This is a genomic window from Niallia sp. NCCP-28 (assembly GCF_023168165.1).
Lineage (GTDB): Bacteria > Bacillota > Bacilli > Bacillales > Cytobacillaceae > Niallia.
Window position 1 is genome coordinate 22,077 of sequence record NZ_BQYJ01000007.1, and the last position, 15,540, is coordinate 37,616.

Genomic DNA, 15,540 nt, shown 5'->3' on the forward strand with positions numbered 1-15,540 from the left:
TACTTTGTCCTTTTTTCCTAATTTTATAGGTACTAAAACATTCTTTGGATTGTCAACATTAAATCAAACAGCTTTTTTAAGGGACGATTGTTTGTAGTCAATGGGGCTTACATAACCTAGTGTTCCATGGATTCGAAGCTTGTTATAACAGTTAACATAGTCACTGAATTCTAGCGTTAAATATTCTAAACTATCAAATTTCATTTGGCTAATAAACTCTGTTTTAATGATTTTAAATGTAGCTTCCGCTACAGCGTTATCATATGGACAGCCTTTCATGCTTAAAGAGCGACCAATCTGGAAGGCCGCTAACGTTTGGTCGATGAGCTGGTTTTTAAACTCGCTACCACGGTCGGTGTGGAACAGCTGGATATCCCGCAGATCACCTTGAATAGAAGAAAAAGCTCGTGCGACAAGGCTCGCATCTTTGTTGGTTCCTGTACTGAAACCAATGATTTCTCGATTAAAAAGATCGACAAAGATACATACGTAATGCCATTTATTTTTGACTTTAACGTATGTTAAATCACTGACCACTACTTTTTTTACTTCTGTCTGCTGAAACTTACGTTTCAATTCGTTTGCCTGAGCCGACTCATTACAGGGAGTTTTCTGTGGCTTGAACTGTGCTACTGTATAGGAGGAAACTAGCCCTTGCTCCTCCATGATACGGCCAATTCGTCTTCTAGAAACTGTAAATCCACGCTTGTAAAGCTCGACTTTAATCTTACGCGTGCCATAGGTGTTGCGATTTTGTTTAAAAATTTCTATAACAGTGCCTGTTACGTCGTCTTCTGACTGACGTTCTTTGGCCTCATAATAAATAATACGTACTACGTGAGATTTGTAGGACGCTGCACATTGCTGATACCGAGTATTTGTCTTTATTTTGCTTAATGACATTTACTTTCGTCCCATTATCAGCGCGGCTTGCTTTAAAATGTCGTTCTCCATTCTTAGCTGTTTTAGTTCCTTGCGGAGTTCTAAAAGCTCCTGTTGTTCAGAAGAACGATTGTCTTTTTCTTTAAAAGAACCGGAGGTTTCATCCTGGTTGATCCACCGGTCAAGAGATGACGGAGTCAGATCATATTCATCAATAAAGGCTCGTTTCGTTTTTCCATTCTGGTATAGCTGCACCATTTGCTTTTTAAACTCGGGCGTGAAAGTACGGCGTTCTCGTTTTGTCATAGTGGGTTCTCCTCATCTGTTTTAGATCAAGTGTACGTGACCTTAATTTTTCTGTCCAGATAAGTGTAGACGCTCCACTTAAACCTTACCTATTCGATAATGTCTCTTTTAAATTTTCTTAATTAACTTTGCTATAATCTCTAATGTTAGTAGGATAACCCTTTACCCACCTACTATTAGAAAGCATAAATTTCCGCAAACAACCAAGCAAATTTATGCCAAAACAGGTAACAATAAAAAAACTTTGAATATGACCAACGGCTGCATAACTTACCAAATAAAAAAGAAAACTGGACATATTAAACCATGCCCAGCTTAGAATACAATACATAAATTATTTTATCTTTATTAATAATATCCCCAAATTAAAGTTAAAAGTGTTCCAAAAACAGTTACCAAGGCGATAAAAACTCCGTAATAAATATTAATGTATATTACATTTTTATCTTTTGATTCACCTGCATGCATGAAGATTACTAATTGTACAATTGCCTGAATAAAGGCAGTAACTAGTAATATAGTAGATCCAACAGCAAATGACATATCCAAGAAATAAACAGTTAGTGCAATTGCGGTTAATATTAAGGAAGACACAAACCCAATCACATGTTTCTTTGGAAATAATTCACCCATTCTACATCATTCCTTTCAAGAACACAAAACTATAAAGGAAGATCCAAACTACATCGATAAAATGCCAATATAGTGAGAATATAAAAGCTTTATTGGCAGTTCTTTCATTTATCCCATCTCTTATTACCTGCAAAATAATCATTGTTCCCCAAAGAATTCCAAATGCTACGTGAGCTCCATGAGTTCCTAAAAGAGTGAAGAGAATGGCAGTAAATCCGCTAGTTTGCAGAGTAGCACCTTCATGTATATAAACAACAAAATCATAAATTTCGACTCCCAAGAATGCTAAGCCGAGTAATAACGTAAGAGCGAAAAAAGTGACCATTGCTTTCTGCTTTCTTAATCTCATAGCATTTATACCAAGGCCAATGGTAAAACTGCTTGCCAATAACAGTATCGTTTCAATAATCACTGGTAATATCTCGAATATTTCAGCACCTGTTGGTCCAGATCCTGTCCGATCAACGAGAGTAAAGTAGGAGGCAAAAAGTGTTCCAAACAACGCAATTTCAGCTCCTAGAAATATCCAAAAACCAAGTATATTTAACCGATTTTGTTCTGTACTATATTCAAGAGGCAAAGTATGATCTATTTTCATTATTTCGGACCTCCTAACGAATTTTCTATTTTCTCTACTGTTTCCTTAGGAATATATCTTCCGTTATCTTTTTCGTTTGATCTAAATGCTAAACAAATAAAGATAGCTACTGTTGCTATAATTAATAAAATCCAAAGTGCAAATACAAAGGCAAATCCCCAAACAAAGAAGATAAAACCTAGAACAAAAGGCATGCCACTGTTATTTGGCATATGAATTTTATCTACTTTCCCTTTAAATAACTTATAACCCTTTTTCTTTGAATCCCAAAATGCTTCTGTTGAATCAACTGTAGGAGTTATAGCAAAATTGTACTCTGGGACAGGTGATTTAGTTGCCCATTCTAAAGATCTTGCATCCCAAGGGTCGGAAGAAATATTTCTTGGTGCATTCTTGAAGCTGTAAAGAATATTGTAAACTATTAGGACAAACCCAACTAATAGTCCTAAAGCTCCTATAAAGGAGATCATATTCCATATACCAAAACCTGTTGACTCAGAATAGGTATACATTCTTCGTGCCTGACCATCTAATCCTGAAATGAACATTGGGAAGAAAGTGACACAGACGCTTATAGAAATAAACCAGAATGCCCATTTTCCAATTCTTTCGCTTAGCATGTATCCAAACATCTTTGGCCACCAATAAGTCAACCCAGCAAGCATTGCAAAAACAACCCCAGGAATAATTACTAAGTGAAAGTGAGCTACTAGAAACATTGTATTATGGTATTGGTAGTCAGCACTTGCCATTCCAAGCATTACTCCAGTCACTCCACCTATTGTGAAAATAGGGATGAATCCTAGAGAATATAGCATCGGAACCGTAAACTGTATTTTACCCTTCCTTAAGGTAAACAGCCAGTTGAAAATCTTAATACCCGTTGGTACCGCAATAGCCATTGTAGTAACAGAGAAGATACTATTTACTAATGCACCTTGTCCCATAGTAAAGAAATGGTGAACCCATACTAAGAAGGAAAGTACAGAAATTGCAACGATCGATATTACCATTGATTTATATCCATATAAATTTCTCTTAGCGAAGGTTGGAATAATTTCACTGTATATACCGAAAGCCGGCAATATGAGGATGTATACTTCTGGATGCCCCCACACCCAAAATAGGTTAGCCCAAAGCATATCCATCCCACCATCAGTGGTTGTAAAGAAGTTCGTACCAAACAGTCGATCCATTGTTCCCATGATTAATGCAATGGTTAAAATAGGAAAGGCAAATACAATGATTAAGTTTGTAATCAGTGCTGACCAAGTAAACATCGGCATTTTCATAAGAGTCATACCTGGAGCTCTCATTTTTAAGATAGTAGTAACAAAGTTAATACCTGTTATTAATGTACCTATTCCAGAAATTTGTAGTGCAGTCATGTAATAATTCGTACCTACAGATTTACTAAACTCAGTTCCGGCTAATGGGAAGTAAGAAGACCAACCAGAATCTGGTGAACCTCCAACTACGAAAGAAATATTGAATAACATGGCTCCAAAGAAATATAACCAAAAACTAACTGCGTTTAGCCTTGGAAAGGCGACGTCTCTCGCACCGATTTGCAGCGGTACTACAAAGTTCATAAGAGCCATGATAAATGCCATCGCCATAAATATAATCATAACTACACCATGTGTAGTAAAGATTTCATTATATTCCTGAGCATTTAATAAATTATTATCTGGAACCGCTGTTTGCGCCCTCATCATAATGGCATCGGCTCCACCACGGAAAAGCATTAATAATGCTGAGATTAAATATAAAATACCTATTTTTTTATGATCTACAGTTGTTAACCACTCTCGCCATAAATACCCCCACTTTTTTGTATACGTTATAAACACTAATGTCCCTATAACGGTAAGGGCTATTGCAACCATAGAAGCATAGATTGTTGGCCCTGGATTTGGAACAGCAAATCTATCGAAAAAATCCATACGGTAGTACTCCTTTCAGGAAAAAGATTTATTATTAATGGTTCATACCATCCATGTTCGTATCTGACATATTACCTGTCTCATTTGAATCTGCGGAATTCCCTTTTTCTTCATCTTCCGTATTCGCTTTCATATCATGAGGCGGTGGAGAAAAGCCCAAATGAGTTCCATTATAAGTTGACTGACCCAAATGACCAGGTTTTAACAATTCATTAAATTTTTCCTCTGTTAGTTTTTCTGCTGTACTTTTTACTTCTGTTACCCACTCCTTATATTCATCCTCCGGCATTGCCTGAACATTAAAAGTTTGCTGAGCAAATCCTTCTCCAGTGAAATTTGCATTACGACCTGGATATTCACCTGGTACATCTGCAGCTAGATTTAAGGTGTTCAGCATATCAGCCATTGCATATTTCTGGCCACCTAATTGCGGGATCCAAAAGCTAGAGATAGGTCCGTAAGAATATAACTTAAACTGTATTGGTCGGTCTGTAGGAATAAAGAGGTAGTTAACTGTCTCTATATCCTCTTCTGGGTAACTAAAGTGCCACTTCCAATTGGATGACGACGCATAAATAACAAGTGGTTCTTGACTATATCCCTTTGGTATATCTTCCACTTCATAGGTAGATTTGATTGTTATGAAGGATAAAAAAGCAACAATTAGAATAGGTATAGCTGTCCAAATTATTTCTAATTTTATGCTACCTTCAATATGAGGCGGTTCGTAATCCTCTTTTTGTTTGGAAGCCCTGTATTTCCATACCATATAAGAATATAAAGCTAATACAGAAACTACTACGATAGCCATTGTCCATATAGATATCTTAATAATATCGGCAGTTATTCTTCCTTGTGGGCCTTTTGGATCCAAAACCATTAGAGGCTCACACCCTGTTAAAAGAACAAGACTTAATATAGCTGTAAAATAAACAATCTTTTTTGTTTTCATCATCTGTATCCTTTCTTTAAAAAATTTGATTAATAAAGTCTTATCCCCCCTCACACTTAATCACTACATGCACACCTAACCATATTTAAATAAATATATATGTGCAATCATTCATTTAAATCTGATATTTTCACTATCTTTATAATGGTAACATATAAAAATAAATGTAATTGTGACGAAATTAAGAAGTAATATTTTTCCATTTTATTATTTAGTTACCAGATACTTCTGTGTTTTTGCTATTCAATATAAAACAAAATGTATTATAATAATACATGTTCACTTAGACATATTAAGTTAATCGTCAAGTGAGATACAATAGACATAAAAGAGGTGTAAATATGGAAACTAGCTACCTTAATAAATTTAAAAAATTAAATAATATCATGGTTATTTATCTTTTTATGGTATTTTTAATATGGTTAAAGACCTACTTTGTACAAATAACACAATTTAAATTAGGGATTGAAAACCTCTTACAGCAGTTTTTATTATTTTTAAACCCGCTTGGTTCTTCTTTATTATTTTTAGGCATAGCATTGCTATTTAAAGGACGAAAAAAATACTATCTACTATTTGGCTTATATTTCTTTCTATCATTCTTATTGTATGCAAATGTTCTATACTATCGTTTTTTTAATGATTTCATTACCCTGCCAACTTTAACCCAAACTCAAAACTTTGGTGATGTAAGTAGTAGCCTTTTTTCATTATTAAAACCGTATGATTTTCTATTCTTTTTTGATTTTATTATGTTACTAATATTATTTGCAGTAAAATTTATTAAAATCGACAATAGAAACTTAAAAAGAAAGCAGAAACTGGGTTTGTTTGCTATTGGTTTACTCTTGTCTATAGGTAATTTGATTTTAGCGGAGACAGATAGGCCACAATTATTAACAAGAGGATTTGATAGAAATTATATTGTAAAGTATTTAGGTTTATATAACTACACTATTTATGATGGTATACAAAGTACAAGAGCTTCCGCACAAAGGGTATTAGCTTCAAGTGACGAAATAACAGAAGTTGTTAACTTTACTCAAGCAAATTATGCTAAGCCTAACCCAGAATACTTTGGTATTGGTAAAGGAATGAACGTTATATATTTCCACTTAGAGTCCATTCAAAATTTTGTTATAAACTATAGTTTAAACGGCGAAGAGGTTACTCCGTTTTTAAACTCACTAACACAAGATGAAAATACTTTATATTTTAATAACTTCTTCCATCAAACAGCACAAGGAAAAACCTCTGATGCAGAATTTATGATAGAAAATTCACTCTACGGCTTGTCTAGGGGTTCTGCCTTTACAACTAAAAGTGGTAATTCTTACCAAGCTGCACCTGGTATTTTAGGACAACAAGGCTATACTTCTGCCGTTTTCCATGGTAACGCAGGTAGCTTTTGGAACAGAAACGAAATGTATAAGTCTTTAGGTTATACTAATTTTTTTGATGAAAGCTATTATGATGATGTAGACCCTGAACAAATGACCGGTTATGGTATTATGGACAAGCCATTTTTTCAAAAGTCCGTTCCTTTACTTAATTCTCTGAAACAGCCATTTTATGCTAAGTTTATCACTGTTTCCAATCATTATCCTTATACGATGAATCAAGAGGAAACTTCTATAGAGCCTGCTACTACAGAAGATAAATCTGTAGACAACTATTTTCAAACAGCACGTTACGCAGATGAGGCTTTAAATAACTTTTTTGATTACTTAAAGAAAACTGGTTTATATGATAACTCTATTATCATCATGTATGGAGACCATTACGGAATTTCAGAGAATCATAATACAGCAATGGAGAAAGTGATTGGAAAAGAAGTAACTCCCTTTGAATCAGCTGCACTACAGCGTGTTCCTTTATTCATTCGTGTACCCGGCCAAAAAGGTGGAACGATTGAAGAGTATGGTGGACAAATTGACCTGTTGCCAACACTATTACATCTTCTGGGTATTGATACGAAAAAATATATTCAATTTGGGACAGACCTTTTATCTGAAGACCATAATGAACTTGTACCATTTAGAAACGGTGACTTTGTAAGTCCAACCATATCATCAATTGATGAAAAATTTTACAATTCAAAAACGGGAAAGGTAATACAGGATGAGCAAACCATTGAGGCAAAAAGGCTTCTAGATAAGGTCACTACCACCCTTTCTCTTTCCGATAAAGTAGTAAATGGTGATCTTTTAAGATTCTATACTCCTAAAAACTTTAAACCGATAGATCCAAATGATTACTTTTATACAAGAACTGATAATGATAAAGAATAAATTTCATATCCAACAGAAAGAACCTATCTAGTAACTTACTGGATAGGTTCTTCTGTTGGATGAAATATAACTTTGGTATTTGATATTATTAATATGCTTGTTTTAATAATTGGTTTATTGTAATAATTAGTTCTTCGTCGTCATGTCTATAAAAATTCTCTGACCCTTTTCTACACTCAATATATTTTACATTTGTTAAATAGTTTACTTGATTAGATATCATAGAACTAGACATTTTCAGTCTGTCAGAAATCTGATTTATTGTTAACTCTTTTTTATATATCAAAGATAATATTTTTATTCTTGTTGGATTTGTAAGTACTTTACAAAGACGTGAAAGTCCCTTTATATTTTCATCAGATAACAAAGAGTTGATATCTCTTTTCATTTACTTATCCCACCATCTTTCTAAAAAATAAATTAGAATGCATCTATATTCTTAAATGCGCACTCATTCATATATAGAATATATGAATATCCTTGTATTTGTCAAACTTTATACCACCAAATTTATTAGTAGGATTATTATAGGTTCCTTAGTAACTTTTAGTAACTTAATAGCCACTTCTTAGGATAAGTAGTGCAACAATTAGATTGCATACAGTAACAAACCTTATCTAGGACTTCTAATTTGTTAAACTGCCTGGGATATTTTTAATATGCCTCTCAACAGCTTTCAATGAATTTGATGGGAAAATTGACAACTTATGAAGAATCAAATTATAATCTGAATGTTTTCAAGAGTATAGAGATTAAGGTCAGGTCTATGGGAATAATAAAGTGGTTGATATAGGAATCCTTGAAACTTTTTTATAAAATTAGGTTATCAAAAAAATATGTTATTTCAAGCAAAACTTATGAACATTGTACATATTTCTTAGAATCAGCAAATACCCCTTTCTGCAAAAATTCCAGTACAACAATTCAAAAAGCCAGTTACCTAGGAGGAACTGGCTAATCTGATATTCATTATACTACACATAGTATTAATAATTGTGGTGAAAAAACGACACCAAAATACAATAGCTCTTATATCTAGTGCATAGTTGGCGTGTTTCACACTCTTGTCTATTATTTATTCCTTTTTAAAGTAAACTTTCTTCTAATGTTTTCATTTGAAAGAAATATCCTTCTTTGTTCAAAAGCTCTTGGTAGGAACCGTATTCTATAATATTTCCTTGGTCCATTACAATAATTAGATCCATTCTGTCTAATCCTTGCAGCCTATGACTGATTAGTATTAAAGTATCCTCTTTTGCATATTCGAAAAGTCGCTGATAAATACTTTGTTCTGTCAGTGCATCTAATGATGAAGTGGGCTCATCTAATAACCACAGATGTCCTTTCTTTAGGAAAGCTCTAGCAATGGCTAATCGCTGTTTTTCTCCTCCTGAAAGATTTTCACCGTTTTCTAATACTTGCTGATCTAATGAAAATTGTTCAAGATTTACGTTAGTTAAGGCAGCTTTCAACTGATCATCTGTAAGTTCAGCTCCAGCTAATTTTAGATTTTCTCGGATGGTACCATAAAAGAAATGATTTTCCTGCAACACTACCTTTGCTTGTTCCCAGATTGCTTCGCCTGCAATACTTGCTGTATCTTGTTTATCCCAGAATACTTTACCGTTTTGAACTTGTAGTAACTTTAAGGCAATTTGCAGTAATGTGGATTTTCCAGAACCACTTGCACCTACAATTGCTACTTTCGATTTAGATGGTATCGTTAATGAAAGATTAGGGATTGTTGTCCGCCAATCGCCTTGGTGTGTAAACTGGATTTCTTTAAAGTGTAGTGATGGGGCATTATCCGGTAATTTAAATATAGTCGCCTTAGTCTCATTAACCTGTACGTCTGGGTCTTCTACTACATCATATAAACGCTTGGAAGCATCACTGCTTTCTTGCATATAGATTGGAAAGACGGCCATTGGTGCTGCAGGCTCAAAGACAGTAAGGGAAACCATGACTAGCATTGCCAAAAATATCCCTTCTAATGTACCATTCGTAACTAAATATGCTCCAAAGGCTAAGACAAACCAGCTGACTACAAAGGTAATAAATCCATTAAACGATTGACTGGATATTTTATTTATATTTTTAGCTTTTTGTTGAGCAATATAGGCTTCTGATTGACTTATTAAATGATTTTGTTTTGTTTGTAATTGTTGAAATAACTTTAAATCACGAAAGCCAAACATCATTTCTGTAATATATGTGGATAATTCACCACGTTCATTTCTAACTTTGCCATTAATCTTCACTTGTCTTAAGGTAAATAGCGCTGGAATAAGGACGGTGGTCAATAAAAATCCAATTAAAAGGATTACAGCAATCTCCATTGAATAGAAGCTAGCAAAGAAAATGGTACTAATAAAAACAAGTAATAACACCATTGGTGGGTAAAAAACTCTCAGAAAGAAATTTTGTAAACTTTCTACGTCTCCAACTACACGTGCTAGTAAATCTCCACTTCTATACTTTTGAAAAACATTTGGAACAAGTGGGGTTAATTTTTCAAAAAAAGCCACTCGCAAATTACTTAAAATGGTAAATGTTGCTCTGTGGGAATAAAGACGCTCTCCGTATTTTGCCCCTGCTTTAACTAGACCTAATAATTTTACAGTTGATGTTAATACAATTAATGTATAAAAGGGAGGGGTTAAGGCCGATTTAGAAATAAGATAACCACTTGCTGCAAATAAACCTACACTACTAATTCCAGCAATAAAGCCACAGATAACCGCAATAACGATATCTTTTTTCTCTATTAAAACTAGTTTAATTACTTTTAGCAAAGCGCTCATTGTTTAGCCCCCCCTTTTTGAATGGTAACAATTTTTTTATATGCTGGGATATTCTCAACCAAGTATTCATGCGAACCAGTTGCTTGTAACTGCCCATTCTCTAGATAGAGAATCTGATCTGCATTTTTAATGGTATGCAATCGATGTGCTACCGTTATAACAGTCGCCTTTTCACTTAGCATTTCAATCGATTGCTGCAAGATACTTTCCGTAGCAAGATCAAGTCCTCGTGTTGGCTCATCAAGTAAAACTATATTCGGTTTTTTCAGAAAGGCTCTGGCAATGGATACCCTTTGTTTCTCGCCGCTAGATAATCCCCTGCCTGCTTCCCCTATTTCTGTTTGAAACCCTTTTTCTAAAGATTTTATAAGTGGTAAAAGCCCAGCCAATCTTGCAGCCTCTTCTATAGCTGTTTCTTCTACCTTATCTGTAATCCCCATTGATATATTTTCGGCTATCGTACCAGAAAAAATATAAGGGTGCTGTGAAATGTAAGAGATCTGATTTAACCAGGAAGCTTCTGTATAGCTAGTCAGCTCTCTACTATTAATTTTAACTGACCCATGATCTGGAGTTATCATTCCTGCCAATATGTTAAGTAAAGTAGATTTCCCTGTTCCACTTGCACCAACTATGGCAATCTTTTGTTTTGGCAAGAACGTAGCAGTGACCGGCTTTAATTGAAAGTCCCCAACAGGATAGGTATATCCTACTTGATCAAGTAATATAGTTGGAGGAACATCCTGCTTTGGCAGCTCTTCTTTTCCCCATAACAACAAGTTTTCTTGTTCCTCAAATTCTTCTAATACTTTTTTCGTCGCTCCCATACTTGCTCTGCCATTATGGAATGTTGTTCCTAGTTCTTTTAATGAAGTAAAAAACTCAGGAACTAATATAAGAATTAAAAAGGCCGTAAAGAATGACATGTTTTCATAAATAATCATCTGTATAGCCAATTCCAGTGCAACAATTCCTATACTTAACATGGAGATAAGTTCAAGTGCAAAGGATTGTGTAAAAGCAATCTTTAGTATATCAAGAGTTGTGTCACGAAAACTCAAACTACTTTTTTCTAATTCATCCTTTTGACGTTTCGTTTGGTCAAATAACTTTAACGTAACGAGTCCTTTTAATGCATCTAAAAAGTTACCAGAAAAAGAAGCTAGTTTTTCTAACTTCTCTTCTGATTTTTTTTGCGTTTTAATTCCGATGATAATCATATAGATCGGAATAAAAGGAGCGGAAACTAATAGTATTAAACCTGAATTGATATGTTGTGTAAAAATGATTATTAGCACTAAAATCGGTACAAAGGTGCTCTGCATCACTTGCGGAATAAATTGACTATAAAAGCTATCCATCTCATCCACACCATCAAGCAGCATACTAACCTTTTTACCTGTTTGCCCTTTTTCTGCTAACTGAATAGAGCTACCAGCATATTTCGTTAATAATTCTTTACGCGTAGCATTCTTTACATCGCTCGCAATGGAAACACCGATACGTTTACTTAGATAATCAGAACTAGATCTAATCAATAGTATGAATAATAATAGGATTAACCATGGTATAACTGCTGAAAAGGTTTGATGATTCAAGAAGACACCATCCACTATATTCGTCATTGCGAAAGCCTGTGTAATAACGGCTATACCAAGTATTAATGTTAATCCCATTAAAAGAAAAATTCTTTTTTTATATAACCAGATGGTCTGCTTTAATTTTTGCATAATCAATTCAGCCCTTTGTTCAATCTCATTATTTTTTACCCTTCGCGTAATCTGCATCAAATAAGAACAGACGCATTAACAAAATCAGGGAAGGAACTAATAATAGCAGTCCAGCTATAAATGCAACAATAAGTGCAATTCCCATCGAAGGATTTGTAACACTATTTTCTATACTGATTTGCGGATATAGTAAATATGGAAACTTGGCCATGCCGTATCCAAAAAAGGCAAAAAGAAATTGCAGCATAATCGCTATAAAAGCAACACCATAATACTTGCCAATATACAATAGACTAATCGCAATTAAGAAAAATGCCATCGATAGACCAAAAACCCACCATAAATCAATCATATTTTCGTAATTTTGCTGATTGCGCTGACTTAAAGCTATCATGGTTGTAAGTGCCATAATAATGGTTGGTGTTGCCCAAAAAAGTGCCCATTTTCTTACTAAATGAAGTGCCGGTATATCATTTGCTCTTGATGCATAGTACGTTATAAAGCTCGCACTAATAAACAGGACAGAGACAATAGCCAAACCAACAATGCTCCAAGCTAATGGACTAGTAAATAACTCAAAGTATTTTAATGATACGTGTCCATTTTGTTCTGTAATGAATCCGCCCTCAGAAATCGTTAAGGCAACCGATAGAGAGGCTGGGATAAATAGCCCTGTTGCACCATATAGAAACATATAAATATTACTTTGTTTTGACCCATAATTTTCAAAAGCATAAAAGGAACCGCGAATAGCTATCAAAATGATGGCAAAACTTGCGGGTACAAGTAATGCTGATCCATAGTAATAGGCTGTTGATGGAAAGAATCCAACAATACCAACAAAAAAGAATACTAAAAATACATTTGTTACCTCCCAAACTGGAGATAAATAACGTGAAATAATTTTATTGATAATGTGATCTTGTTTCGTAACTTTTGCATAGTAAGCGAAAAAGCCTGCACCGAAATCTATGGATGCCACTATTAGATATCCATATAAAAATATCCATAATACACTAATCCCAATTACTTCATAGCTCATTTTTTATCCCCCTTATTAAGTTCAGGGTAGTATTTCTCTAATTCGAGTTCCACAGGCTTATCTTTAAATAATTTCCTTAAAGTAAGGACAAATAGGGTTCCAAGCACTAAGTATAGTGCTAAAAATAAGAAAAACATGTGAACAATATAGGGAGATTTAGTTGCTGCCTCTTCCACTGTCATATATCCTCTTAAAATCCATGGCTGTCTGCCCAGCTCTGCAAATACCCAGCCAAATTCGACTGCTAACATCGCAAGTGGACCACCTAAAGCGAGTAACCATAATATAAACTTGTTGTGGACATCCCATCGTTTAAATCTACTTAATACTAGATACAAGGACGAAACCCCTAATAAGAATAATCCAATCGAAACCATCAAATCAAACAAATAGTGAATGATTAATGGTGGTCGTTCTCCTTCTGGTGTTTCCTCAAGCCCTATTACCTCACTCGTAAAATCACCATTTGCTAAAAAGCTTAAAAAACCTGGAATTCGGATCGCCCCAACTACTTCATTATCTTCATTTAACCATCCGAAAAGAACAAGATCAGCATTACCCTCTGTTTCAAAGTGCCACTCTGCAGCTGCTAATTTTTCTGACTGGTACTTGGCTAGGTATTTTGCTGACAAATCTCCACCTAATGCAGTTAGCAAAGAGAACACAACCATAGAAATAACAGTCATTTTTAATGCTTTCTTATGATATTCTGCAGCACCTTTCTTTTTTAAGAGTGCAAACGCAGCAAGGGCAGCTAAAATTGCAGCAACTGTTAAATATGAACCTCCTAAGACGTGAAAGACTCTTGTGGGAGTTGATGGGTTTAACATGGCTTGCAATGGATTTACTGCAGTAAACTCACCATTCACCATGGTAAATCCGTCTGGTGAATTCATAAACGAATTCACTGTACTAATGAATACCGCCGACATACCTGCACCGATAATGACAGGTAAAGATAATAACCAGTGTGTATATTTCCCTTTAAATCGATCCCAAGTATATAAATAAATCCCCAGGAAAATTGCTTCAAAGAAAAATGCAAAGACTTCCATAAACAGCGGCAATGCAATCACATTGCCGGCAAGCTCCATAAAGTTTGGCCAAACTAAAGATAACTGTAGGGCTATAGCCGTTCCCGTAACCACCCCAATAGCTACAGATATCACAAAACCTCTGGACCAACGTTTAGCTAATAATTCATAATGTTTGTCTTTCTTCTTAATACCAATAAATTCAGCTAACGAAATAAATAATGGTACACCTACGCCTAAAGTAGCAAAAACAATATGAAAAATTAGTGTCATAGCGGTAATTAATCTACTTATTGTAACTGTATCAAACTCCATTTTAAAGCCTCCTCAAATGTTAATTTATGTGAAATTCTGAACAAGTTTTTGTATACTTATATACTCTTAAACAATAGATTGTCTGGTTTAAACATTTATCATTAAAGAACTTTTACACATATTTATCAATACCTTGTTCATATAACAGGATTTCTTTCTTTATAAGAACTATAGATAATCCTTATACAACTATCAACCATTCTAATCATGTAAATGATAGATTGTATTTTTCTATTTTCACTATGTATACAATGTTATCATGGAAGTATATAAAAAAATGTGTACAAATAGTGTACGTTTTGTGTACAATTCCGTAAGGGTATTTTTACCACTAACTTCCGAAACCCTCAACTTTACAAAAATTGAACTCCTAAACTCCAAAACGGCATAAACAGCAAGAGCATCATTAGAGACTGAAATCAAAAAGATTATGATAGTGTTCTATTTTTATTTTTACTCAAACAAAAAGGATCCAATCCTAGTTCCTATTTAATTAATAAAAAAAAAGGATTTCCCCTTTTTTTGCTTACTTTGCAAAAGTTTGTTACCAAATCTGACATTCACTTCTCTTCTTTAGTTAAAATCCATTCCCTTTTGATTGTAGAAGTATAGAGACCTTGTGTCCTCTCTATAGACAATGTTTTATCCAATGCCTTGTTTCCTATGCTTGTAGAGTCTTATTTATTTTGCCTATTTTAACAAGCAAGATAATAAAATAACTGTTAGAACTATTAAAATTAACTTTTCTAATTGTATATGAAAATGTATTAATATAAACACTGATTCAAGACTAAATTCCTAATGCAACTTTTAAGTTCATATGGTTCTCCTAGTGCTTCTGCATAAGATAATTGAATTAATAATGTTCTATTAGTAATTTTTTAGCAACCCTTGATTCCACCATAACTCTATCAAGTGGTTTGTACCTAAGGTCATACTCCTAAAGCATTGTTCCAAACTTAACGCCTGTCTTGATCCAATAGAATATGACTACAAAGCTTTCTTAA

At 34.2% G+C, this 15,540-nt stretch carries 10 protein-coding genes and 1 pseudogene; 1 reads left to right on the plus strand and 10 read right to left on the minus strand.

Annotated features, from left to right (window positions below):
• Window positions 1-63: 63 nt before the first annotated feature.
• From NCCP28_RS17705 to qoxA, 5 genes and pseudogenes are all read right to left on the minus strand, one after another.
• Window positions 64-1,188: pseudogene (locus NCCP28_RS17705) on the minus strand (IS3 family transposase).
• 348 nt (window positions 1,189-1,536) lie between these two features.
• Entirely contained in the window at window positions 1,537-1,821 is a 285-nt protein-coding gene (gene qoxD / locus NCCP28_RS17710) for a cytochrome aa3 quinol oxidase subunit IV (protein WP_127739816.1), read from the minus strand.
• Between the two features lies 1 nt (window position 1,822).
• The gene (qoxC, locus tag NCCP28_RS17715; RefSeq protein WP_127739817.1) at window positions 1,823-2,419 is read right to left on the minus strand and encodes a cytochrome aa3 quinol oxidase subunit III; all 597 of its coding nucleotides are present in this window, start codon (window positions 2,417-2,419) and stop codon (window positions 1,823-1,825) included.
• On the minus strand, window positions 2,419-4,365 hold the full coding sequence (qoxB, locus tag NCCP28_RS17720; protein ID WP_127739818.1) for a cytochrome aa3 quinol oxidase subunit I: 1,947 nt from the start codon (window positions 4,363-4,365) through the stop codon (window positions 2,419-2,421). The genes qoxC and qoxB overlap by 1 nt, the downstream gene beginning before the upstream one ends.
• Window positions 4,366-4,399: 34 nt before the next feature.
• A complete protein-coding gene (gene qoxA / locus NCCP28_RS17725) occupies window positions 4,400-5,317 on the minus strand; it encodes a cytochrome aa3 quinol oxidase subunit II (protein ID WP_127740026.1) in 918 nt (305 codons plus the stop codon).
• A gap of 341 nt (window positions 5,318-5,658) precedes the next feature.
• Here qoxA and ltaS point away from each other — a divergent pair, with 341 nt between their 5' ends.
• Complete coding sequence (gene ltaS, locus NCCP28_RS17730; RefSeq protein ID WP_127739819.1) at window positions 5,659-7,608, plus strand: lipoteichoic acid synthase; 1,950 nt, start codon at window positions 5,659-5,661, stop codon at window positions 7,606-7,608.
• Between the two features lie 88 nt (window positions 7,609-7,696).
• Here the strand turns inward: ltaS and NCCP28_RS17735 are convergent, their stop codons facing one another.
• The 5 genes from NCCP28_RS17735 to NCCP28_RS17755 all read right to left on the minus strand — a co-directional run bounded on the left by NCCP28_RS17735 (window position 7,697) and on the right by NCCP28_RS17755 (window position 14,533).
• Window positions 7,697-7,996, minus strand: coding sequence for an ArsR family transcriptional regulator (locus tag NCCP28_RS17735; RefSeq protein ID WP_127739820.1), 300 nt, complete (start codon window positions 7,994-7,996; stop codon window positions 7,697-7,699).
• A 697-nt stretch (window positions 7,997-8,693) separates the two neighbouring features.
• Window positions 8,694-10,412: a thiol reductant ABC exporter subunit CydC gene (gene cydC / locus NCCP28_RS17740; protein WP_127739821.1), complete on the minus strand. Its 1,719-nt coding sequence runs from the start codon at window positions 10,410-10,412 to the stop codon at window positions 8,694-8,696.
• Window positions 10,409-12,142, minus strand: a complete 1,734-nt coding sequence (cydD, locus tag NCCP28_RS17745; protein ID WP_127739822.1) for a thiol reductant ABC exporter subunit CydD — start codon at window positions 12,140-12,142, stop codon at window positions 10,409-10,411. The genes cydC and cydD overlap by 4 nt, the downstream gene beginning before the upstream one ends.
• 28 nt (window positions 12,143-12,170) lie before the next feature.
• Window positions 12,171-13,184: a cytochrome d ubiquinol oxidase subunit II gene (locus NCCP28_RS17750; RefSeq protein WP_127739823.1), complete on the minus strand. Its 1,014-nt coding sequence runs from the start codon at window positions 13,182-13,184 to the stop codon at window positions 12,171-12,173.
• Entirely contained in the window at window positions 13,181-14,533 is a 1,353-nt protein-coding gene (locus tag NCCP28_RS17755) for a cytochrome ubiquinol oxidase subunit I (RefSeq protein ID WP_127739824.1), read from the minus strand. Before NCCP28_RS17755 ends, NCCP28_RS17750 begins: the two co-directional genes overlap by 4 nt.
• Window positions 14,534-15,540: the final 1,007 nt, after the last annotated feature.